The 24,319-nt window shown below is 42.4% G+C and carries 20 protein-coding genes and 1 pseudogene; all 21 read right to left on the bottom strand.

Going from position 1 to position 24,319, the window contains the following annotated elements; all coding sequences use genetic code 11:
• The 21 genes and pseudogenes from nadE to nagA all read right to left on the bottom strand — a co-directional run bounded on the left by nadE (position 1) and on the right by nagA (position 24,094).
• On the bottom strand, positions 1-825 hold the full coding sequence (gene nadE, locus B3473_RS01480; protein ID WP_167829269.1) for an ammonia-dependent NAD(+) synthetase: 825 nt from the start codon (positions 823-825) through the stop codon (positions 1-3).
• Complete coding sequence (locus B3473_RS01475) at positions 822-2,282, bottom strand: nicotinate phosphoribosyltransferase (RefSeq protein ID WP_154454654.1); 1,461 nt, start codon at positions 2,280-2,282, stop codon at positions 822-824. Before B3473_RS01475 ends, nadE begins: the two co-directional genes overlap by 4 nt.
• 180 nt (positions 2,283-2,462) lie before the next feature.
• Positions 2,463-3,377, bottom strand: coding sequence for a thioredoxin-disulfide reductase (gene trxB, locus B3473_RS01470; protein WP_154454655.1), 915 nt, complete (start codon positions 3,375-3,377; stop codon positions 2,463-2,465).
• 65 nt (positions 3,378-3,442) lie between these two features.
• On the bottom strand, positions 3,443-3,667 hold the full coding sequence (locus B3473_RS01465) for a DUF4059 family protein (RefSeq protein WP_154454656.1): 225 nt from the start codon (positions 3,665-3,667) through the stop codon (positions 3,443-3,445).
• A 77-nt stretch (positions 3,668-3,744) separates the two neighbouring features.
• Positions 3,745-4,488 (bottom strand): amino acid ABC transporter ATP-binding protein, encoded by a 744-nt coding sequence (locus B3473_RS01460; RefSeq protein ID WP_154454657.1) that lies wholly within the window; start codon positions 4,486-4,488, stop codon positions 3,745-3,747.
• Positions 4,481-5,287, bottom strand: a complete 807-nt coding sequence (locus tag B3473_RS01455) for an amino acid ABC transporter permease (protein ID WP_154454658.1) — start codon at positions 5,285-5,287, stop codon at positions 4,481-4,483. Before B3473_RS01455 ends, B3473_RS01460 begins: the two co-directional genes overlap by 8 nt.
• Positions 5,288-5,350: 63 nt before the next feature.
• Complete coding sequence (locus tag B3473_RS01450) at positions 5,351-6,184, bottom strand: transporter substrate-binding domain-containing protein (protein WP_154454659.1); 834 nt, start codon at positions 6,182-6,184, stop codon at positions 5,351-5,353.
• A gap of 232 nt (positions 6,185-6,416) precedes the next feature.
• On the bottom strand, positions 6,417-7,760 hold the full coding sequence (locus B3473_RS01445) for a DEAD/DEAH box helicase (RefSeq protein WP_154454660.1): 1,344 nt from the start codon (positions 7,758-7,760) through the stop codon (positions 6,417-6,419).
• Between the two features lie 199 nt (positions 7,761-7,959).
• Complete coding sequence (mraY, locus tag B3473_RS01440; RefSeq protein WP_154454661.1) at positions 7,960-8,973, bottom strand: phospho-N-acetylmuramoyl-pentapeptide-transferase; 1,014 nt, start codon at positions 8,971-8,973, stop codon at positions 7,960-7,962.
• Position 8,974: 1 nt separating this feature from the next.
• Positions 8,975-11,242 (bottom strand): penicillin-binding protein PBP2X, encoded by a 2,268-nt coding sequence (pbp2X, locus tag B3473_RS01435; RefSeq protein ID WP_154454662.1) that lies wholly within the window; start codon positions 11,240-11,242, stop codon positions 8,975-8,977.
• 3 nt (positions 11,243-11,245) lie between these two features.
• Complete coding sequence (ftsL, locus tag B3473_RS01430) at positions 11,246-11,569, bottom strand: cell division protein FtsL (protein WP_154454663.1); 324 nt, start codon at positions 11,567-11,569, stop codon at positions 11,246-11,248.
• A complete protein-coding gene (gene rsmH / locus B3473_RS01425; RefSeq protein ID WP_293651014.1) occupies positions 11,556-12,521 on the bottom strand; it encodes a 16S rRNA (cytosine(1402)-N(4))-methyltransferase RsmH in 966 nt (321 codons plus the stop codon). Before rsmH ends, ftsL begins: the two co-directional genes overlap by 14 nt.
• Before the next feature lie 115 nt (positions 12,522-12,636).
• Positions 12,637-13,887, bottom strand: a complete 1,251-nt coding sequence (locus B3473_RS01420) for a glutamate-5-semialdehyde dehydrogenase (protein WP_154454665.1) — start codon at positions 13,885-13,887, stop codon at positions 12,637-12,639.
• Positions 13,888-13,899: 12 nt separating this feature from the next.
• Positions 13,900-14,703 carry a glutamate 5-kinase gene (gene proB / locus B3473_RS01415; protein ID WP_154454666.1) on the bottom strand — a complete coding sequence of 268 codons (804 nt, stop codon included), beginning with the start codon at positions 14,701-14,703 and terminating at the stop codon, positions 13,900-13,902.
• A 334-nt stretch (positions 14,704-15,037) separates the two neighbouring features.
• Positions 15,038-16,402, bottom strand: coding sequence for an ABC transporter permease (locus B3473_RS01410; protein ID WP_264879673.1), 1,365 nt, complete (start codon positions 16,400-16,402; stop codon positions 15,038-15,040).
• Between the two features lie 10 nt (positions 16,403-16,412).
• A pseudogene (locus B3473_RS01405) lies at positions 16,413-17,018 on the bottom strand (ABC transporter ATP-binding protein); the annotation flags it as partial.
• A 156-nt stretch (positions 17,019-17,174) separates the two neighbouring features.
• Positions 17,175-19,160, bottom strand: coding sequence for a transketolase (gene tkt, locus B3473_RS01400; protein ID WP_154454667.1), 1,986 nt, complete (start codon positions 19,158-19,160; stop codon positions 17,175-17,177).
• A 128-nt stretch (positions 19,161-19,288) separates the two neighbouring features.
• Positions 19,289-19,546, bottom strand: coding sequence for a DUF896 family protein (locus tag B3473_RS01395; RefSeq protein WP_154454668.1), 258 nt, complete (start codon positions 19,544-19,546; stop codon positions 19,289-19,291).
• Between the two features lie 112 nt (positions 19,547-19,658).
• Entirely contained in the window at positions 19,659-21,698 is a 2,040-nt protein-coding gene (gene glyS / locus B3473_RS01390) for a glycine--tRNA ligase subunit beta (RefSeq protein WP_154454669.1), read from the bottom strand.
• Positions 21,698-22,615, bottom strand: coding sequence for a glycine--tRNA ligase subunit alpha (gene glyQ / locus B3473_RS01385; RefSeq protein WP_154454670.1), 918 nt, complete (start codon positions 22,613-22,615; stop codon positions 21,698-21,700). The genes glyS and glyQ overlap by 1 nt, the downstream gene beginning before the upstream one ends.
• Positions 22,616-22,945: 330 nt before the next feature.
• Positions 22,946-24,094, bottom strand: coding sequence for an N-acetylglucosamine-6-phosphate deacetylase (gene nagA / locus B3473_RS01380; RefSeq protein WP_154454671.1), 1,149 nt, complete (start codon positions 24,092-24,094; stop codon positions 22,946-22,948).
• Between the last annotated feature and the right edge of the window lie 225 nt (positions 24,095-24,319).

Raw genomic sequence — 24,319 nt, 5'->3', positions numbered from 1 at the left:
TTATTTCCAAAAATCATCAAAAACGGTGATTGGTAAATGGCGTTTGTGTTCGGTTTTACGCCACCAGTTTTCAATGGTTTCTTTGGCTTTTGGTGACACTTCTTTGCCTTCAAGGTAATCATCAATATCGTTGTAAGTCACACCAAGAGCCACTTCGTCAGCAATACCTGGGCGATTTTCTTCCAAATCAGCGGTTGGAATTTTTTCATAAATGGCTGGGTTAGCCCCTAATTCTGCCAATAATTGTTTGCCCTGGCGTTTGTTGAGGCGATAAAGCGGGATAACGTCAGCACCACCATCACCGAATTTGGTAAAGAATCCTGTGATGTTTTCTGCAGCGTGGTCTGTTCCGATAACCGCTCCGCTATTGGCACCAGCCACGGCATATTGGGTAATCATGCGTTGGCGAGCCTTGATATTTCCCTTATTAAAATCAGAAACTTCAATACCCGCTTCTTCAAGGGCTGCAACTTGCCCATCAACACCTGCTTTGATGTTCACTGCAATGCTGACGTCTGGCTTGATAAAAGCAAGGGCACGTTGGGCATCCTCTTCGTCTGCTTGCACGCCATATGGCAAACGCACTGCGATAAAGCGATAACTGTCGTCACCTGTTTCAGCACGGAGTTCTTCTACTGCGATTTGTGCCAAACGTCCTGCCAAACTAGAATCTTGCCCACCTGAAATTCCTAGCACATAGCTTTTTAAGAAACTATGCTTTTTCAAATAGTCTTTAAGAAAATCAACCGATACACGAATTTCTTCTTTTGGGTCAATGCTTGGTTTTACTTTTAATTCTGCAATAATCTCATCTTGTAAACTCACTTCACTTCTCCTTTTTGTTGGGCTTCCTTACGAATACGGTCAATCAAGTTCATCTTGTTTTCCCAGACATCTAATGACAAATCCACTGGGTAATCTTGCGGATTTAAGATACGTTTGTACTCATCCCACAATTTGTCAAATTCTTGGCGGGCATAGGTTTGAATATCTGAAAGATTAGGCAAGTCATACACCAATTTACCCTTGTCAAATACATCAACCAAAAGTGGCACTGCTTCAAAGTCTTTTACTGTTTTATTGATGTAAGTATAGGTTGGGTGGAACATGTAGATTTCATCCAAAGCATTCACATCTGTATCAGTAAAGGTGATGTAGTCCCCTTCGGTTTTTCCTTTTTCACGGCTGGTAATACGCCAAACTTGCTTCTTACCTGGGGTTGATACTTTTTCAGCGTTATTAGACAGTTTGATAGTGTCTTGCATCTCGCCGTTATCGTCTTCAATAGATACGATTTTGTAAACGGCCCCCATAGCTGGCTGGTCATAAGCCGTGATAAGCTTAGTACCAACTCCCCAAACATCAATTTTAGCTTTTTGCATTTTGAGGTTGAGGATGGTATTTTCATCCAAATCATTAGACGCGTAGATTTTGGCATCAGGATAACCAGCGTCATCTAGCTGTTCACGGACTTTCTTAGACAAATAAGCCATGTCCCCTGAGTCAATGCGAACACCTAGGAAATTAATCTTGTCACCCAGTTCATTGGCCACACGAATAGCAGCAGGAACACCAAGGCGAAGGGTATCGTAAGTATCTACAAGGAAAACACAATCCTTGTGCGTGCCAGCATAGGCCATGAAGGCTTCGTAATCATCTCCGTAAGCCTGCACCAAAGAATGCGCGTGCGTTCCTGAAACAGGAATGTCAAACAATTTACCAGCACGAACATTTGAAGTAGCATTGGCACCACCGATAACAGCTGCGCGGGTTCCCCAAATGGCAGCATCCATTTCTTGGGCACGACGCGTTCCAAATTCAAGCAAAGGTTCATCGTCAATCACCGAACGAATGCGAGAAGCCTTGGTCGCAATGAGGGTCTGAAAATTCACGATATTAAGCAAGGCTGTTTCTACTAATTGGCATTGTGCCAGTGGACCTTCCACCTGAACAATCGGCTCATTAGCAAAGACCAAATCCCCTTCTTGAGCCGAACGAATGCTCAATTCCAGCTTGAGATTTCTCAAATAATCAATGAAATCCGCAGCGTAACTCAAGCTTTCCAAATAAGCAATGTCGGTGTCGCTAAAGTGCAAGTTATTCAAGTATTCCACCATGCGTTGTAGCCCCGCAAAAACAGCGTAGCCACTAGCAAAAGGTTCTTTTCTAAAATAAATCTCAAAGACTGCATTTTTATTATGGATGCCCTTATCGAAATACACTTGCATCATGTTAATCTGATACAAGTCGGTATGGAGTGTTAAACTATCGTCTTGATACATCTGACTTTCCTCGCTTTTATTTTTGTTTGGACTCAGAAGGCTAAAAACCATCGCAGCTGCCAAAACAGTTAGTAATCTCTCATATTATAGCACAAATACAAGGGACTTGCTAAAATCTTTGTGAGTTTTCCTTCAAAGAATATTAAAAAGGATAGCCAAAAGCCATCCCTTTGTCAAATCTTAAGACATATTTTCAATGTACTGGTAAACACCTTGCCCAGCAATGGCACCATCACCAACAGCTGTGGCAATCTGACGCAAGTCTTTTTGGCGCACATCTCCAATGGCAAAAATACCAGGAATGCTTGTTCTCATGTGCTCATCTGTCAGCACCCAACCTGCTTCATCAGTAATGCCCAAGTCAGCCACCATGTGTGACACAGGGTCAACACCCACATAGATGAAAATACCGCCAAAATCATGTTCACTGATTTCGCCCGTTTTGACGTTTTCAATAGTCACGCCTGATACCTTCACGTCTGTTCCTTTGATTTCTTTCACAACCGAATCCCAAATAAAATGAACCTTGTCATTAGAAAAGGCACGGTCTTGCAAAATCTTTTGGGCACGCAAAGCATCACGACGATGAATAATGGTCACTGATTTGGCAAATTGAGTCAAGTAAACCGCTTCTTCAACGGCAGAATCACCGCCACCAACAACCAACAAATCTTGGTTGCGGAAAAAAGCACCGTCACACACCGCACAGTAAGAAACGCCGCGACTAGTGTATTCTTCCTCACCAGTCACACCAAGCGTGCGATGTTTGGCTCCTGTGGCTAAAATAACCGTCTTGGCTTCGTAGGTATTGTCATCCGTCACCACGCGCTTGACAGCACCAGCATCTTCCACACGTTGCACAATCCCGTAGATATTTTCCACTTCAAATTTTTCAAGCGGTGTGTACATGTTCATGGCTAATTCAGGCCCTGAAATGCGGTCATAACCTGGGTAGTTCTCAATGTCTGAGGTATTGTTCATCTGACCACCAGGTGCTCCTTGTTCGATAATACCAACTTTTATGTTAGACCTTGCGGCATAAAGCGCAGCTGTCATCCCAGCTGGTCCTGATCCGATAATGAGTGTATCATACATGCTTATACTCTCCTCAACTGTTTTCGTTTTTTCATTATATCAGTCAAGCAAGCCAATTTCAATCATTAGGCTCGCAACATTAAAATAATCGCCATAAACGCAAACGACAAAACGGGTACCGTCATTAAAATGATGGTCACCAAGTCATACAAAAAGGCTTGACGTTCTTTGGCTGTCTTATCCAAATGGCGAAAAACGCGCCACAAGGTCCATAAAATAGCCGCAACAATCGCAAAGACAAGCCCTGATAATAGTCCTTGTAGGTAAAAACCTAATATTTCTAAAAACATATCTTATCCTATCATTGTTTTCATTTGATAAAAAGAGCCAAAAGACTTCTGGCTCTCATTATAACAAAATTTAGGCTTTAAATGTACGTTTTTTGGTAGTTTGCGAAAAATTCTTTGGTGCGTTCTTCTTTAGGGTGTTTAAAGAGTTCCTCAGGTGTGCCTGATTCGATGATATGTCCCTTATCCAAGAAAAGCACATAATCAGCGACTTGATAGACAAAATTCATATCGTGACTGACCAAAATCATGGTTTGCCCATCCTTAGCCGCATTGGCAATGGATTTTTCCACTTCACCAACCAATTCTGGGTCCAAGGCTGATGTTGGTTCGTCCAGCAACAAGACATCAGGTTTCATGGCAAGTGCACGCGCCAAGCCAACCCGTTGTTTTTGCCCCCCTGATAATTGTTTGGGGTAATGGTTTTCACGGTCTGATAACCCAACCTTAGCCAGCTCTTCCTTGGCAATTTTGGTGGCTTGGTCATCAGGCATTTTCTTAACAATTTTAAGCCCTTCTTTGACGTTATCAAGTGCTGTGCGACGCTCAAAAAGGTTGAATTGTTGGAAAACCATCGCTAATTTGCGACGTAGGGTCAAGATTTCTTCTGTGCTAATCGTTTGAAAGTCAACCTTAAAATCATCGATTTGAATTGTGCCACTATCAGGCTTTTCTAGATAATTTAGGCTGCGTAAAAAGGTTGATTTTCCTGCTCCTGATGCTCCGACAATGGCAATCACCTCACCTTTTTGAATGGTGACATCAATACCATCTAAAACCTTTTGCCCTGAAAAAGTTTTGGTTAAATGACTGATTTTAATCATTAGCAATCACCTCTTGCGTTTCTAAACTGGTCTTAGGAGGCTCAATTGATAATTTCTTTTCAATAAGACGTCCTGTTTGTTCAATGATAATGCTGACTGCCCAGTAAACCAAAGCTACCGCAATATAGCGTTCAAAATAACGATAGTCCGAACCACCCAAGATTTGAGCTTGGGCAAACATTTCAATAATCCCAACGTTAAAAGCCAAAGATGTTTCTTTTGTCAAACCAATCAAGCTATTGATAAGGGTTGGTGTGGCAATCACGGCTGCATTAGGGATAATCACACGGCGGTAGACTTGAAGATTGGTCATCCCCAAACTCTTAGCCGCCTCAATTTCACCTGCATTAACCGCCTGAATGGCAGCACGAATGGTTTCGCTGGCATAGGCTGCATTATTTAAGGCAAAAGCCGTAATGGCAAAAACCGACGCTGGAATGGCATTGATATTCCAATCAAAACCGTACTTTTGATTTAAAAATTTCAAAAACAAGGGAATCCCATAATAACTCAACATCAATTGAACCAAGATAGGCGTCCCACGTAGGAAACTCACAACAACGGACTGAATGGGATACAAGATTTTGGTTTGATTGATTTTGACAATCGCAAAAAGCAAAGCGAGCAAAATACCAAAAACCGCACCGCCCAAGGTCAAGCCCAGCATGACTGGAACACGTTCAATGATAGATGGCATGGCATCAAAAACCGCACGCCAACTAAAGAGATGACCTTCTGGAATGTGTTCGAGTAAACGGTCATACCAAGATAAACCTGAAGCAAGTATCGTAAATGACATAACATTCTCCTTTCCATATCGTCATCAAAGCTTATCTTTTCTTAATGGATGAAAGCCTAGGTACTAATCAAGCCCTGACACATAGTCCCCACCAAAGTAAGTTTCGCTCAAGCTAGCCAAAGTCCCATCTTTTTTCAAAGTTTTAAGGCGTTTATTGACAAAGCTTTGGAGTTCTTTTCCTTCTTTGGTGTCCGCAAAGACAAGGTATTCTAAACCGTCTGTCTTGTCCCCAACTTGGTCGCTGAGTTTGGTCACCGTCACATCAAACCCTTGGTCCTTGGCAATGTACTCAGCTGAAATGGCATCGTATAAAATAAAGTCAATATTGCCATTTTCAACGCGTTGGACACGTGTGGTCACCCCAGTTGAGCTAGACACATAATTGATTTGAATAGGGGTTTTGTCAGGGTGATCAGTGTTCCATTTTTCAAGGATTTGCGCATAATTGGTTCCTGAAATGACTTCTGTGCTTTTACCTGATAAGTCGTCCAAACTGCTGTATTGTGTGCCTTTTTGACTGACAATAGCCGCATTTGAGCGAGAAATAGGGTCAGAGAACAGGTATTTTTGGGCACGTTGTTCATTGTAGTTAAAATCATTGGCCGCAATTTGGTAACGTCCCGCATCAATTCCTGTCAAAATGGAATCAAAAGGCGTTGTGACAAATTCGACTTGGTAGTCCTTTGAATCCTTGAAAATGGCCTTGACCACGTCAATATCGTAGCCTTTGTAGGTCTTTCCATCTTTGTAGGTAAAAGGAGCCGTATCAGAATCTGTTGCGACCTTAATCACCGTTTTACCGTCAGACTGGTTTTGTGATTGAGTTGAACAAGCCGACAAAACGGCTAGGAAAATTAGGGCTAGGGTGCTTAACAGTATAACAGATTTCTTTTTCATAAGGCGTCCTCTTTTCTTTTAATCTGTTACAGTCTATCAAACTTAGAGCAACTTTCCCAATACATATTTTTTATAGCACTGATAAGAAAAAACTATCAAAACCATAAGCACAAAAATTGACAAAAAAAGACCTGAAACAAGCGTCGCAGATCTCTTTGAGGATTATATAATCATCGCAACAGATGATAGAGAATCATTTAGCTGGGAACAAGGTTTGGTTCCACCACATATCTTAGAAAGTTTGTTTTTTGGCTTTACGTTCTGCACGTCCTTTGGCACGGTTAGCCGCACGACGCTCACGTTTACGTTTTTCTTCAACTTTCCATTGGATTTTTTTCTTATAACCCGGTTTGATTTTTTTCTTTTTCTTCTTAACCAAACCAATCATTTCAGTATCTAATTTTTGATACGATTTTTCACGATTGGCACGGCGGTCTCGGTCATAGGTGTCTTGGAATTCGCCATTTTTAAGGACTTTTGGCACAAAGGTAATTCCCATTTTTTCCAATTCACGAATGTCTGAATCATCGCTTGGTTGGTAAAGGGTAATTGCAACGCCGCTTAGACCATTACGACCTGTACGCCCAACACGGTGCACAAAGAAGGACAAATCTTGCGGAATGGCATCATTGATAACATGACTAACCCCTTCAATATCAATACCACGCGCAGCCAAGTCAGTCGCCACCACATATTCATAAGCCATGTTTTTGATTTGGTTCATGGTACGCTTGCGTTCTCTTGGCGGAATGCCACCGTGGATTTTAGCCACTTTCAAACCATTTGATGCAAGATAGCTGTGCAACTCATCAACACGTTCCTTGGTATTGGCGAAAATCATCGCAATATAAGGACGAATGGCCTTGGTAATTGCCAAAATTTGCTCATTTTTAGCACGGCCCTTCGTTGAAATCAACCAGTTGTCAATGGTATCTGAAATCACCGTATGCGTTACGATTTTTTCCATCACAGGATTGGTCAAGTATTTCTTCAAAAATGGCTGTAATTTTTGCGGAATGGTCGCTGAAAAGACCAGAATTTGAACGTCTTTTGGCAAAGTCCCAGCAATCTTATCAACTGTATCCAAGAATCCCATGTCTAAGGTCATATCAGCCTCGTCGACAACAAAAGTGCGGGCCTTGTAGATTTTCAAATCGCCGGATTTAACCAAATCATAAATACGGCCTGGCGTTCCGATGACGATATGGGGTTGGCTGGTCTTGAGTCGCTCGATTTGTCTAGCCTTATCTGTCCCTCCAACATAGTTTGCCAAACGAACTGGTACCTCAGAATGCTTAGCAATTTGTTTAGCAGCTTGGTAAATTTGCGTGGCCAATTCACGGCTTGGGGCTGTAATAACTGCCTGAACGTCCTTACTTGTCGCATCTAATTGCTCAAAAATTGGCAATAAAAAGGTGTGGGTTTTCCCAGAACCTGTTTTTGATTCTCCCACCAAATCACGACCTAAGCGCACAACAGGAATTAACTTTTGTTGCACGGGTGTTGGGTTTTGAAAGGCTAATTCTTGAAGCGCCTCTCGAATAAAAGGTTTAAAATTAAAGTCGTTAAAAGACATTGCTACCTCGATTCTCCTTATTTCTTTTATCGTACATTCTTTTGGGCAAGCTGCTGAGCTATTCGCTCAAAAAGCACCGCCTCTATTTTCGTGAGTAAACACATGGACACCTTTTTATTATATCATTAAATGGCATATTAAGGCAAAATGACTCACTGGGATACAAAAAAGCCAAGAAAATATCTTGACTCAACTATTTTTAAAAGAGATAAAGGAAGGCTAGGGTGAGCAAGCTGCCGATAGCCCCAACGCTCCAAAGGAAGGCATCCACTCGCCATTCAGACCAGCGCTCCGCTTTTCCTGTCAATCCTCCCAATTCCAAATGGTGGTGGAAAGGCGTCATGCGGAAAATACGGCGACCTTCTCCATATTTTCGTTTGGTGTATTTGAAATAAGCCACTTGCAACATAACAGAGCTAGTTTCAAAGACATAGACAATACCAATAAGTAACAAAGTCCATTCTTGGCGAAGGGCAATGGAAATTGCTGCTAACATCGCTCCTAAAGCCAAACTTCCCACATCACCCATGAAAATTTTGGCTGGTTTGTGGTTAAAGACAAAGAAACCAAACAAAGCTCCAATCATGGTAATGATAATCAACAACACGTCAAATTGTTTTTGCACCACGGCAATCACACCGTAAGCTGCCAAACTAATGGCAACGGAAATAGAGGCCAAGCCATCAATACCATCAGTCAAATTAACCGCATTTGAAAAACCGACAATCCAAAAGAGAACAAAGAAAATGTAAAACCAACCAAGGTGAACATCAAACCCAAAGACATTCAGGTCATCGATACCACTTGAGCGAACGTGAACAAAATAGAAAATCAAACCACCGATGATTTGCAGGCTCATCTTTTGCCACGGAGTTAGTCCCTCATTGATTTGTCGAAAGATTTTGAGGAAATCATCAAGAAAACCGATAATTCCATAAATCAGAATGACCAGCAAAATCCCCGCCGTTGTCCACATGGCTGTACCAGATTCTTTTGCTACAAAAAAGCTAAAGAAGACAGTCACTAAAAGGGCAACGGTTAGAAAGACAGTTCCTCCCATAGTTGGAGTACCAGCTTTTGCCAAATGTTGCTTAACATCTTCGTGCATTTGCTGACCACCAATTTTTTTCAATTGGTAGAAACGAATGAAAGAAGGCATGGCAAGTATCGTTAAGACAAAGGATAGGATACCTGCGACAAAACTTAAAAACATCTTAATCTCCTAGAGTAATAGTAATTTTTTTAACACCTTTAATGTCGGTTTCTGAGGCGACACTTTGTTTGACGACCGTTCCAGAATCAGAGCCCTTAAACTTAATCTTGATACCTGACCAGTTCGAGAATTGTTCCACATTTTCTTTTGTCCAGCCGTACATATCAGGAACTTCTTTGAGGCTTCCTGTCCACAGTAAGATTTGTTCATTTTCAGACAAATTGCTGCCGACAGCTTTAGACATTTTCTTGATTTCGCTGCCAGTTCCCACAACAACTGGGTGAACAAGATTGTCACGGAGTTCTTGGGCGGTATCACCTGGGCTCTTGCCAATATAATCTTTGAGTTTATAAGTGGTTTCTGAGCTAGCACCTGTGACAGCTGTAGTCGTCAAGGTATCCTTCATCATCATGGCTCTTTCCAAAACAGGATTAACCACATCTTGCAAATAAAGGAAATTGAAGGCTTCTGACGGTTGTTGAAGGGTCACGTACATGATAAAATCAGGGTCTTCTGAAGGCACCATAGCAACAACAGAGTAGAGATAGTCATTTGAGCCAGTCAAATACCCTCCACCTTCTTCAGCGGATGCTGCAATCTGAGCCGTTCCTGATTTAACCGCCACAGAATAATTCCCCACTTGGATAATTGGGCCACCAAGAGCTGCGCTATACAAGGTACCAAATTTCGGGTCTGTTCCGACGGTCACCATATAACCAAGTGTTTGATTGGCCGCATCTTCTGATACAGGATTTCCCACAACCTCAGTCGATGCCACACGGGCTGAATTATTATTTGGGTCATAAATTTGGCTGATGAATTTTGGCTCCAACATGACCCCATTGTTAGAAATCGCTGTGAAAGCACGTAACATTTGCACCTGTGTCACACCAATCCCTTGACCAAAGGCACTCATAGCAATTGTTACTTCATTGTCAGATGGTAAAATACCGCTAACCTCGTTGAGCATTCCAAAGCGAGTTGGGTAACCAAATCTAAAGCGAGTAAGATAAGTCAACCATTTGTCATTGCCCATTTTTTGTTCAAGACTAGTCATCGCAACGTTACTTGACCAAGCGAACCCTTGTGCATAGGTCAAGTATTGTACTGATGTATTTCCTTCATTGACGTTCCAGTCGTTGATAGTCGTATCGGCAATGGTAATCCCGTTGATGGTTGAAATCACTTCATTTGGTGAAAAAACCCCTTCATCAATGGCAGATGCCAAAGTCATTACTTTCATGGTTGAACCTGGCTCATAGTAGCTTTGATATAGGAGGTTGTTCCACGTTTTGAGGTTATCCACATTGTAGCCTTCAAGCGTTTGGGCATTGTAAGTTGGGCGTTGCGTTGTCGCTAAAATTTCACCTGTCTTGGCATTGACAACGGTTGCACTAGCATATTTCCCTTTGGCGTGTTCTTGGAAAATATCCATTTGCGATTCCAAATAAGATTGCAATGGCTCCGATAAAGTAGTATAAACGTCTTTCCCGTCAACCGCTTTTTTCACTTCTTTTTCCGTACCAAGAAGGAGGTTACCGTTTTTGTCTTTTTGGTAAATCACACTACCATCTATCCCTGACAAAATGTTATTTAACGAAGCTTCAATACCAGACGCACCCACCAAACTAGAGGTTTTTCCGTCTTTATTTTCTTTTAATTGGGTCAAACCAATAAATTGAGAGGCAAAAACACCGTTTGGATAGAGGCGACCTGGCGTTGAATCAAAACCAATTCCCTTGATACCAGCTTCTTCCATGGCTTGAGCAATGGCTGACTTCTTGCTGTAAGTCAGGCCTGAGCCTGAACTACCAAAAGATACCTGGAACAAGCCTTTTTGGTTTAATTGTTCTAAGATTTTATCTTTATCAATGCCTAACTGCTCATTTAAAATCTCAGCTACCTTGTTGTACTGCGATTTTTTTACATAGAGCTTTTCACCTGTTGAAGACACATAAGATTTTGAAATAATCGCATAAACGCTATAAGTCGTTGAATCCTCAGCTAAGGCAACACCGTTGCGGTCATAAATGGTCCCACGCTTGGCTTGAACCGTGACTTCTTGCTGATAGACCTCAGAAGCTTCCTTGGATAAATTATGCCCAAACCGTGTGTCTGCTCCGATAATGATGGCGAAATTAATGATAAATATAAAAAAGAGAAAGATGGCCAGAAGCATCAGATTCTGCCCAACGTGCTCTCGATTTTTATTAGGCGTTCGTCTATCTCTTAGCACATAGCCTAAAAAACGATTTTTTAAGTTTCTCATAGACTACTCCACCTGCTTAATGTTATTTTGTTGGCTACTTAAACCTTCTTGCCTAGCAATTTTTTGAATGCGGTCGCGACTGGTCAATTCATTCACTTCCTGCTTGGCGTTGTTGTACTCCGTTTGAACATCACTAATCTGGCTGTTGAGATTGGTGATTTCCTGCTGCACTTCTAAATTGCGACTTTGTAGGTAAACAATACTAATCGCCATGATAATCGCAGTCAGGATAACAGTCCCGTAAAAGACTTTTTCGATGCGATTGAAGGTTCTCATTCGCTTTCTTAGAGCATTGGAGATCGCTATATTTCGATTATTGTTCGTCATGATTTTTGTGAACCTTTCTAGCCACTCTTAGTTTGGCTGAATGGGAGCGGTTGTTAGCTTGTAATTCTTCCTCACTTGGCAGGATTGGTTTGCGATTTACCAAAGCCAAAGTGGGCTGCATATCCTCAGGAATAAAAGGCAATCCTTTGGGAACTTCCACCGTTGAGGCTTCTTTGAACAATTGTTTGGTCAAGCGGTCCTCTAGCGAATGGAAGGTAATCACAGATATCCGACCGTCAACAGCCAACAAATCAATCGCTTGTTGAATGGATTCATCCGCCGCGCCTAGTTCGTCGTTTACTTCGATACGAATGGCTTGGAAAATTTGTTTGGCAGGATGTCCTTTTTTCTTCAATGCCTTAGCTGGTTTGGCTGACTTGATAATCTCTGCCAATTCAGTCGTTGTTTCAATCGGCTTCACTTGCCTTGCTTGCTCAATCTTACGGGCAATTTGTTTTGAAAATTTGTCTTCGCCATACTTAAAAAAAATACGAACTAAATCATGATAATCATAGGTATTGACCACATCATAAGCTGAGAGGTCTTGATCACGATTCATACGCATATCGAGCGGAGCATCTTTTTTATAAGAAAATCCACGTTGGCGTTCATCAAGCTGAGGGCTAGATACCCCTAAATCATATAAAATCCCATCAATTTCACTAACACCATGAGCGGCCAGCTGAGATTTTAAATGCCTAAAGTTGTCCTTGATGAAGGTCACTTGTCCTTTGTCAATATATGGTTTTAAACGAATGTGTGCATTATCAATAGCCGTTTGGTCTTGGTCAAACGCATAGAGGTGCCCTTTGGGACCTAGTTTTGAAAGCAAGTATTCACTATGTCCAGCACCACCCAGCGTGGCATCTACATAGATACCATCTGGCTTGACATCAAGCATATCAACGGTTTCGTGTAGAAGTACTGTTATATGATGAAAATCTTTTGTCATACCTTTCATTATAGCATAAAAAATGAAATGTCGATATAACAAGTTCCACCCTCGGGTATCCAACTGATGGGACAAACAAATAAGAGAAAACCAAACTGGCTTTCTCTTATTTCTTTCATTGTCTGATTTGCCCTTGACCGTTGATATAAAATTTGGTGCTGGTTAGGGCTTCTAGTCCCATTGGACCACGCGCATGCATTTTTTGGGTTGAAATACCAATTTCTGCTCCCAAGCCAAAGACAAAGCCATCAGTGAAACGGGTTGATGCATTGACATAAACGGCAGCTGCATCAACTTCGTCTTGGAAACGTTCCGCGTGCTCAAGGTCTTTTGTGATAATGGCTTCTGAGTGATGCGTCGTGTAGCGATTAACCCAATCAATGGCCTCATCAAGCGAGCCCACAACCTTGACAGACATCACATAATCCAAGAATTCTGTGGCATAGTCCTCTTCTGAAGCGGCTTCTGCATTTTGGAAAATGGCTAGTGCTTTGTCGTCAGCTCGGAAGATCACAGGATGCACTTTGGCAATTTCCCTTTCCAATTGCGGCAAGAATTGATCGGCCACGGCTTCATGAACCAACAGACTTTCAGCGGCATTGCACACGCTTGGACGCTGGGTTTTCGCATTGATGACAATCTTAGTCGCCATATCAAGATCTGCCCAATCATCCACGTAAATGTGGACATTACCGACACCTGTTTCAATGACAGGCACTTTTGATTTTTCCTTAACCGTTTGAATGAGGCGAACCCCTCCACGTGGAATAAGCACGTCAATATAATCGACAGCCTGCATCAATTCCTCCGCAACAGCGTGACTGGTATCCTCAACCAACTGAACAGCATTAGCATCCACACCTGCTTGCGCTAGCGCTTTACGGATAACCGTAACAAGTGCTGTATTCGAATGAATGGCATCACGTCCACCGCGTAAAATAATGGCATTGCTGGTTTTAAAAGCTAGGCTAAACGCATCCACCGAAACATTTGGACGGCTTTCAAAAATCATCGCAATGACGCCCAAAGGCACGCGTTTTTGAACGATTTTCAAGCCATCAAGATTGGTGTAGCCACGGACCACCTGACCAATTGGGTCGGGTAGGTCAGCCACCTGACGAACCCCTTCAACAATCCCTTCAATGCGTTTGGCATCCAGACGCAGACGGTCAACCATGACTGGCGAAATGCCATTGTCCTTGGCTTTGGCAACATCACGAACATTTTCAGCCAAAATAGCATCCGTTTCTGCTAACAAGGCATCTGCCACCTGACCCAAAATCTGATTTTTTTGCGCCGTACCAAGTTTTGCCAAACTTTGGCTAGCTACCTTTGCTTGTTGTCCCAATTCATCAATGTATCCCATCAAGCTCCTCCTTTACTTGACTTGTGAAAACCAGGTTCCTATCTGAGCCCCTTCTAGAACTTTCAAAATATCACGCGGATTTTCACCATTCATTAAAATCATTTGACTGTTTGCATCAAAAATCATTTGCGCACTCTTAATCTTGCTGAGCATTCCACCTGTTCCAAAACGGCTACCTGCACCACCTGCAGATTTGATAATCTCATCCGTGATTTCTGTCACTTGCTTACGAAGTTGTGCGTCATCATAGATATTTGGGTTTTTGTCGTACAAGCCGTCAATGTCTGACAACATAATCAACAAATCAGCCTTTGTCACCTTAGCAACGATAGCTGATAGACGGTCATTATCCCCAAATTTTGTTGTATGGTCCATCTCGTCCACACTGATGGCATCATTTTCATTCACAATCGGCACAATGCCCATGCTTAACAGCGTTTCAAAAGCATTGGTGAAATTCGCCAAACTTTCAGGATATTCCACCACATCACGCGTAATCAAGAGCTGACTCACTTTAGTCTGATAGTGTGCAAAAATCTGTGAATACAGACTCATCATCGCGACCTGACCAACACTTGATACAGCTTGTTGGCGAGCAATTACCGTCGGTCGTTTGTCCATGTTTAACACATTTAGTCCAAATCCCATGGCACCTGATGACACCAAAATCACATCTTTGCCCTTGTTCATCAAGCTTGAAATCACAAAGGCCAACTGGTCAAGCTTTTCCAGATTGATTTTGCCATTTGGCATGACAAGTGAACTTGTCCCAATTTTTATCACAATTCGATTAACAGTTTCAAAATTTCGTTTCATATGCCTTATTATACACTAAAAAAACAGTCCGAGGAACTGTTTTTTTTTCAGACGATAATACAAATCCGCTTAGAATATTACAAAAATGACGATTGGTTAGAGAGGGGGTCCCAAAAGAGGCGATAAATTATGAATTGATTAATGATACCTATAGCCAGTAAGAAAAGTGTCACGAGGCTATTTGCTAGAAACACATTGTTTAACAGTTGTCCGAGGTAAAGCGTAGCAGCAAACACAAGCATTCCCACAATCAGCGTCACAAAAACACTCACCATGGTCAGCCATTGCCCATAACGTCGGTTAAATAATTGCGTCACGTCCTGCCATTTTAAGTCTAACAGACGCACATCTCTTCGATAAAACCACTGTCCTTGTAGGAAAATGACTGCAAGCATTCCCACCAAAAGGCAAGCGTCAAAACAAGAGGCAATTTCAAGACAAAAAGGGAAATGACCAAGTAAGCAAGGGCAGGCACACTCGCTTGCAAGCTGACTAAAACAAGGTATTTCTGAACCAAAAAGCCTTTGAGATTGATAGGCAATGATTTGATAAAAATCAAGTCACTTCTTTCCAAAGACACGCCCACGCCGACAAAGGTATTTGCCGTGCAGGACAATCCCCCGAACATGGCACCAACCACTAAGGCCACACCAAAATAGTCACTGGAGAGCTGGGTAAAACTCACCCCACTGGTCAGAACAGGCGTGATAAAAATGGCTACATAAAATAAAGGCATGAGGTAGGTTTGTACCAAAAGCGTCGCACTTTGTAGCGTTGACAAGTGGTGGCGAACCATGACAGACGGCAAAGACCGATGCTTAATCCTTGTCTCTTTCTTTTTAGCAGAAGGCTTAGGAGCGTAAATAACTTCCCTAAAATAACTAGGTATCAGATAAGTCACAACTCCTACTGCTAAAAGCAGCATGATCAGCAAAGGCAACCAAAAATGCAAGAGAGCGAGTGTCTGAAAAGGTGCCTGAACCACATCATAAAACCCCCTAAAATACGGTAAGGATAGACGGTCTGATAAGATTCCTCCTTGCATAGTGTCTTGCGTATTAACCACGTTCATGTATAGGATAACACCCACACTTGCCACGGTTGAGATAGACATTAAAATGGTTGAAATTAGCTTGCGGTGGCGACTTCTGACAATGATTTTCCCAACCAAAGCATTCAAGTATAAGGTCAAAATGGTCGTCGATAAAAATAAAATGCTAAACATGAGTACAGTCAAGGGAATCGCCCAGATTATCCCCCTCAGTTGCTTGTAAGCGATAAATAACAAGGAAATGAGCGGGGTCAAAAAGACAGCCGTCATGCCAAAACTCGAAATGACCTTTGCCACATATAGCTCACTGGATTTTATCGGCAAGGGAGCATAAATCTTAGTGTCGTTACTTTCATAAAAAATACCGTAAAGGGCTGAAAAGCCGCTAAATAAAGACACGATCATGAAAATACCAATATAAGCCGAAAAATAACCAGGATAATGCCGAAAATCAATACCTGTGTAGAGGTAAATGTAAATGGCTGAAAACACCAAACATAAAATTCCTTGTTGCTGCATTAAGCTCTTATAGGCTGAAAAGTGCTTATTGGCACGACGTTCTTTTTTGCGTTTGGCTGCCGTAACCGACTGTGGATTAGAATAGAGGATATTGATTTTAATCAATTCCCAAATCGTTGACCAGTTCATAACCTCACCTCTATTCTTTTATCTGATGTCCTGCTAATTCAAGGTAAATGGTTTCCAAATCCTTGTTGGGATACTTAGCTTTTAAGTCTGCTAAACTCCCTATAAAAATCAATTGCCCGTGCTTTAAGATGCCAATGCGGTCACACAATTGCTCTGCCACAGCAAGAACGTGGGTCGAAAAGAGGACAATATTGCCCTCACGCGCGTGCGCCTGCATCATTTCCTTTAAATCAAAAGAAGCTTGGGGGTCTAGACCTGTCAATGGCTCATCAAGCACCCAAAGGTCAGGATTAGAGATAAGTGCCCCAATAACCACCACTTTTTGGCGCATTCCGTGCGAAAAACTGTCAATCAAGTCATCCGCTTGCTGAGCAATGTCAAACAATTGGGCCAAGTGTGCTATCCGCTCATCCGCAACAGACAGCTCAACCCCATATACCTTTGCCAAAAAGTACCAATATTCCCGCGCCGTCAAATTCAAAAAGATATCGGGCGAATCTGGCACATAACCGATGCGTTTTTTAATGGCATCACGATTTTCTGACAGAGGCAAGCCATCCACTTAAATCTCACCACGACTGGCATCAATAATGGACGTCAAAATACTGATTGCCGTCCATTATTGATGCTAGCTGGTCAATTGTATATCGGTCATTTATGATTTTCCTTTCCTTATCAAAATAGCAAAAAAAGGAAATGAGCACGAAACCACCCTTCAATGATTTCTTGACCCATTCCCTCATGATTTATCGCATTTAACCTTATGTCTATCTTAAAAAGATTCGTAAAGGCTCACAGCGTTGTCCACAGTAAAGCCATATTCTTCAAAAATCTTAGCACCTGGTGCTGATGCTCCCCAAGTATCGATAGTCAATGTTTTTCCGTTAAGACCAACATATTTGCCCCAACCAAAGCTTGAGCCAGCTTCGATTGCCAAACGTTTTGTAACAGCAGCTGGAAGAATGCTTTCTTTGTAAGCAGCATCTTGTTCGTCAAAGAGATTTTGTGCTGGCATTGAAACCACGCGCACATGAACCCCTTTGTCTGCCAAAGCAGCTTGCGCATCAAGCGCCAATTTCACTTCTGAACCTGTTGCGATAAGAATACCGTCAAGGTCACCTTTTGCTTCAGAAATGATGTAAGCTCCCTTGTTGACACCTTCTTCAGCCATTTCCTTAGTGCCTTCAAGGACAGGAAGGTTTTGACGTGTCAAGACAAGCATTGTTGGACGGTCTGTTTCTGCCAAAGCACGTTTCCAAGCAGCGTTAGTTTCATTACCATCAGCTGGACGGATAACGTTCAAGTTTGGCATTGAGCGGACACTTGCCAATTGTTCAACGGGCTCGTGTGTTGGACCATCTTCACCAACCGCAATAGAATCGTGGGTCATCACGTAGATGGTTGGCAATTGTTGAAGAGCTGCCATGCGGACGGCTGGAAGCAAGTAGTTTGAAAAGACGAAGAATGTTCCGCCATAAACACGTGTTCCACCGTGCAAGGCAATCCCGTTCATAGCAGCAGCCATGGCAAATTCACGAACCCCAAACCAGATGTTGCGACCGATGTAATTATCAGGTTGGAAATCTGTTTCCTTAGCAACCATGGTATTGTTTGAAGCCGAGAGGTCAGCTGAACCACCCCAGAATGATGGCACTTGGGCAGAAATTTGTTGGATTGCTTGTTGGCTAGACACACGGCTAGCTTGGTTAGAATCCAAGTTAAAGGCTTTAAGATCAACGTTTACAGGTTGGTTGGCAAAGGCTTTTTTGTATTCAGCTGCTAATTCTGGATAAGCCATTTCGTATTCACGGAATTTGGTTTGCCAAGCATTTTCAGCAGCTTCTCCGCGGAATTTAATACCAACTTCAAAGCGTTTTGCGACTTCTTCAGGAACGGTGAATTCAGGGTAATCCCAGCCGTAAGCTTTTTTAGCGTAAGCAATACCTTCAGCGCCAAGTGGAGCGCCGTGAACAGCTGATGTCCCTTGTTTTTCAGCACCGTAACCGATGATGGTTTTCACTTCAATGATAGATGGTTTTTCAGTTTCAGCTTTTGCATCTGCCAAGGCTTTAGCAATAGCTTCCAAATCGTTACCATCTTTCACCAAGATATGTTGCCAACCAAAAGATTCAAATTTTTCTTTGATGTCTTCTGTGAAGGCTTTTGACGTTGAACCATCTAGTGAAATGTCATTTGAATCGTAAAGAAGGATCAATTTGCCTAGTTTCAAATGCCCAGCAAGGCTAGCAGCTTCTTGGCTGACCCCTTCCATAAGACACCCATCACCATTTAATGCGTATGTATAATGATCAACGATATTAAATCCTGGTTTGTTAAATTTAGCGGCTAAATGCACTTCTGCCATAGCCATTCCGACAGCATTTGCAATCCCTTGTCCAAGAGGTCCAGTCGTTGCTTCAACACCATCTGTATGGTTGACTTCTGGGTGACCTGGTGTTTTTGAGCCCCACTGACGGAAGTTTTTCAAGTCATCCATGCTAACCTTGTAGCCTGATAGATGAAGAAGACTATATAAAAGGGCAGAACCATGTCCTGCAGAGAGCACAAAACGATCGCGGTTAGACCAAGAACGGCTAGTCTTTGGATTAACATTCATTACATGATTCCAAAGGACATAAGCCATCGGAGCAGCTCCCATTGGAAGGCCTGGGTGACCTGAATTAGCTGCTTGAATAGCATCAATCGAAAGCGTACGGACAGTGTTGACTGCCAACTGATCAATAGCATCAAATGTCATGAGTGAAACCTTTCTTTTTTAAGGACTTAAACTATAATTGTTCGGATTCTATTATATCATATCTCTTGAAAATTTTTAACTAGTAGTCTTAAAAAGCTCAGTTATTTCAAAATAACCAAGCTTCCTTTTTATGAATTTGGGTCGTCAAGGCTTCTGCCGTGCAAGCCACGTTCACGTTGCAATTGACGGAGTTTTTCAGGTGTCACGTCGTTTCCTTCCTCGTCAACTAATTTGATACCAGAGATGTGGTGAAGGAGTGAGCGGCGGTAACCTTCGATGTATTCTTTACGCAATTCAGCTTGTTCAACTTTTTCTTCACCAGTCAAACCAACTGTTTTTTTCTTGCGTGCGAGTTCATTGATACGTTCAATTTTCTTTTCAAGCATGAGTTCATTCCCAAACGTATCCTGCTAGAAAGATACGTTTTCCTTTCTATTTTGATATCTTAGCTATTTCAAGATAGCAGTAAAATCTACTCAATGAGTAGATTTTACTAGCTTATTTCGTGTTTAATTTGTTAAAGGCAGCCACGCGGCTAGCTTTAGAGCTTAATTGCGATAAAATAGCTAGACGATTATTTTTAACAGCTTCATTATCCACCATAACCATGGTATTGTCAAAGAATTTGTCAATAACTGGGCTCAAAGCAAAGAGTTGTGCCAATTTGTCGCTAGCTGTACCTGACAAGGTCAAGTCTTGTGTGGCCTTGTCCAAGGCTTTTTCATCATCATTTTCAAACAAGCTAGCGTCAACGCTCACACCTGTTGGAGCTTTTTCAGCTAGGTTAAAGACGCGTGATAAGCTTTCTACTGCTGCTTTGTAGCCTTCTGTTTGACTAGCTGCCACCAAAGCATCTACTGTTTCAAGCATTTCAGGCACGATAAGATTAGTGCTTGCTAACACAGCTTCACGAATGTCTTTTGGTGTTTTAGCTGGCATCATTTTTTCCACACGCGCACGGATAAAGTCCATCACTTCTGCTTTGTGCTCGTATGTCAAGCTATCAAATGACAAGGCATAAAGGTCGTCGAGCAATTCATCCATTGGGATAGTTAATCCAAAAACATCCATAATACGCACCACACCTGCTGTTGCACGACGTAGGGCATATGGGTCATTTGAACCTGATGGAATCAAGCCAACTGAGAAGAATGACAAGATAGTATCCAATTTATCAGCAAGGGCTAATAGAGCACCTACTTTAGTTTCTGGAAGATCACCATCAGCAGCATTTGGCAAATAATGTTCGCGAATTGCTGTGGCTACGCCTGGTTCTTCGCCTGCAAGAAGGGCATATTTTTCACCCATAATCCCTTGCAATTCATCAAACTCACCGACCATACCTGTCAATAGGTCGAATTTGTAGATTTCAGCTGCACGGGCAAGGGCTGCTTTTTCAGTTTCAGTAGCGCCAGCTTTTTCAGCAAGGTAAGCGGCAATCACTTTGCTGCGTTTCATGTGTTCTGAAAGCGAACCGATTTTTTCGTGGAAAGTCACGTTATCTAGTTTTGCGACAAGGTCCGCAATCTTAAGTTTTTGGTCTTCACGCCAGAAGAATTCACCGTCTTCCAAACGCGCCACAAGCACTTTTTCATTTCCTTTGATGACATTGTCAAGGTATTGGTCGTTACCATTACGCACGGAAATGAAGTTTGGCATCAACTTGCCGTCTTGGTCACGAACAACAAAGTAACGTTGGTGGTTTTTCATTGATGTAACAAGCACTTCTTCTGGAACGTCAAGGTATTTAGTGTCAAAACTTCCCATAAAGGCAGTTGGGTATTCGACCAAGTTCAAAACTTCGTTAAGCAAGTCGTCATCAATTTCCACTTGTACATTTTGGGCTTTTTCAATGGCTTTGATTTGGTTAACAATCATGTCTTGGCGTTCTTTGGCATCTGCAATGACAAAGACTTGACGCAAATCATCTTCATAAGAATCTGCATTTGCGATTTCAACTTCATGACCAAGGAAACGATGTCCACGGCTCACACGACCTGAATGAATATCCAAGAAATCAAGGTCAAGGTCTTCATCGTCTAATAGAACAGTCAATGTATGAACGGGACGAATGTATTCAAAGGTATTGTTTGCCCAGTGCATATTAACTGGGAAAGTCATAGCAGCTAGGATTTCTGGCAAATCTTTCAATACTTCTTCGGCAGATTTTCCAGCTTCGTGTTTGGTAACGTAAACGTATTCTTCACCTTTCACTTCGCGGAATTCAATATCGTCTGTTGTCAAACCTTTTCCACGCACAAATCCTTGAGCAGCTTTGGTGAACTGACCATCAGCATCCAAGGCGATTTTTTTAGAAGGCCCTTTGAAATCTTCTGTCAAATCAGTTTGTGCATCCGCTAAACCAGTCACACGAACCGCCAAACGACGTGGAGTTGAGAAGGTTTGGATGCTATCAAATGCCAAACGTTTGTCGTTCAAAAAGGCTGCCATACGTTTACCCAATTGTTTTTCACTTGGTGTCACGACATAAGCTGGCAATTCTTCTAAACCAAGTTCTACAAGTAAATTTTTAGTCATTATTCAGCATCCTCCTTCAATAATTGTTCACGTGTGGCTTCATCAAGAAGTGGGTAACCAAGGCGTTTGCGTTCTGCCACAAAGGTTTTAGCGACTTCACGCGCCAAATTACGAATGCGGGCAATGTAGCCAGCACGCTCTGTTACTGAAACCGCACCACGAGCATCCAGCAAATTAAAGGTATGTGAGCATTTCAAAACATAGTCATACGCTGGGTGTACCAAGTGCTCTGCCAAGCAACGTTTAGCTTCTTTTTCGTATTTTTCAAAGTTTTCAAGAAGCATGTCTTGATCTGAAATTTCAAATGAATATTTTGAATGTTCAAATTCAGGTTGTAAGAAAATTTCCCCGTATTTAACACCTGGAGCCCATTCAATATCATAGACAGAATCCACTTCTTGGATGTATGATGCCAAACGTTCCAAACCATAAGTCACTTCTGATGTCACAGGGCCTGTTTGCAAACCACCAACTTGTTGGAAATAAGTGAACTGAGTGATTTCCATACCGTCAAGCCAAACTTCCCAACCAAGACCAGCAGAACCCGTTGATGGGTTTTCCCAGTTGTCCTCAACAAAACGAATATCGTGTTCAAGTGGGTTGATGCCCAATTTTTCCAAAGATTGCAAGTACAATTCTTGAATATTGCTTGGGCTTGGTTTCATAACCACTTGGAATTGGTGGTGTTGGTAAAGACGGTTTGGGTTTTCCCCGTAACGTCCATCGGCAGGACGACGTGATGGTTCCACATAAGCTGCGTTCCATGGTTCTGGACCGATTGCACGAAGGAAGGTATAAGGGCTCATCGTACCCGCACCTTTTTCATTGTCATATGCTTGCATGAGCATGCAACCTTGGTCATTCCAAAATTGTTGCAAGGTTAGAATAATTTCTTGAAATGTTAACTTTTTCGCCATCATCTTCTCCTTAAACATTATTTCTGGTGACGCATCACAAGTGCATTTTAGCCAAAGAAAAAACCGCTAAAACACTCCCATGATACCTCATAAGGGGCGTTTAAACGCGGTTCCACCCTATTTTATTACTTCATTTTATCTGTGTCTAAACTTAGCCTTAGCTAAGCGAAAGCGCCAGTTACTCACAGCATTGTCATCCGACTCCCACCAACTCGGACTCGCTAGGGAAACGCCATAAGACCCTCTCTCTTTAGACAGTATTTTAGCACAAAAGCAAATCCCTGTCTAGGTAAAAATACTAGACAGGGAAAAAGTAGGTCACTAAATGATCTACTCTTCCCAAGCTTTTCTTCCGCCGAGGTAAGTGGCTTGTAGGTTCAAGTCTTTGTCTAGGACGATAAAGTCGGCGTGATGGCCTTTTTTGATTTGGCCACATTCGTTATCAAGTCCTACGGAAATGGCTGGGATTAAGGTTGCCATGCGAATAGCTTCGGCTTTAGACACCAAGCCCCAGTCCACAACGTGTTGCACGGCATCTTTTAGTTGGAGAATAGACCCTGCCAAGGCGCCGTTTGATTTGAGGCGTGCGGTTCCTTTTTCGACAATAACAGGAAATTCACCCAACATATAATCCCCGTCTTTTAATCCGCCAGCGCTCATGCAGTCGGTAATCAAAGCCACGTGGTCAGGGCCTTTTTGGTGGAGCAACATATCACAAGCTGATGGGTGAACATGGTGCCCATCGCAAATCAATTCGGCATAGGTATTTGGCATTTCGTAAACGGCACCAACCATACCAGGCTCACGGTGATTGAGTCCTCGCATACCATTGTAGGCGTGCACCCAAACAGAAGCACCAGCTTCAACAGCTTTGATGGCTTGGTCAAAGGTCGCATCAGAATGTCCTAAAGCCACGGTCACACCTTTGTCAGTCGCATAGTTGATAAAGTCCTCAACGTCCTCACGTTCAGGCGCTAGAGCAATCTTACGCAACAAGCCCTTAGAACTAGCCAACCATTGGTCTAACTCGCTAATAGAAGGATTACGCATATAAGAAGGGTTTTGGGCACCTTTGTATTTTTCAGTAAAGTAAGGGCCTTCGAAAAAGAGGCCTTTGATACGGGCACCGCTTTCTTGCCCTGCAAAAGCTGCTGTTGTTTGGCAAATAGCATTCAAAGTTTCAAATGATGCGGTCAAACCTGTTGGTAAAAAGCTGGTCACACCAGCTCCCAAAAGGGCACGGCTCATTGTTTCTAGTGATTCTTGGCTATTGTCCATCACATCGGCGCCCGCAAAACCATGAATATGCGTGTCCACTAGACCAGGCGCAATGCTATAACCTGTCCAATCCACAATAGTCGTATTTTCTGGCACGCTTTCTTGCCAATCTCCAAAACGATCGCCTTCGATCGCCAGGTAACCACTCGGTTTCACTTGATAAGGGTAATAAAATGCATCTGCTTTGATATAGGTTGTCATGTTGAATACCTCCGTCACTTTCTATTATAAGCAAAAGTCCTTTTTTTGTAAATGGTATATACCAAAAAATCCTGTACAAAAAAACTTTTAAACCCAAGGTCTAAAAGCCGTTTAATCTTATATTTGTTGCTGAATCACTTTTTCCACTAGGTTGAGCGCGTGATCGGTGATGCGAGTACACGGCGAAATCAAATCAATAAAATTGGGCTCTATAATTTCTGTAGT

The organism is Streptococcus sp. UBA632 (assembly GCF_002300045.1).
Taxonomy (GTDB): Bacteria; Bacillota; Bacilli; order Lactobacillales; family Streptococcaceae; genus Streptococcus; species Streptococcus alactolyticus.
The sequence above is the reverse complement of the archived record's forward strand: the minus strand, read 5'-3'. Positions and strand labels throughout refer to the sequence as shown.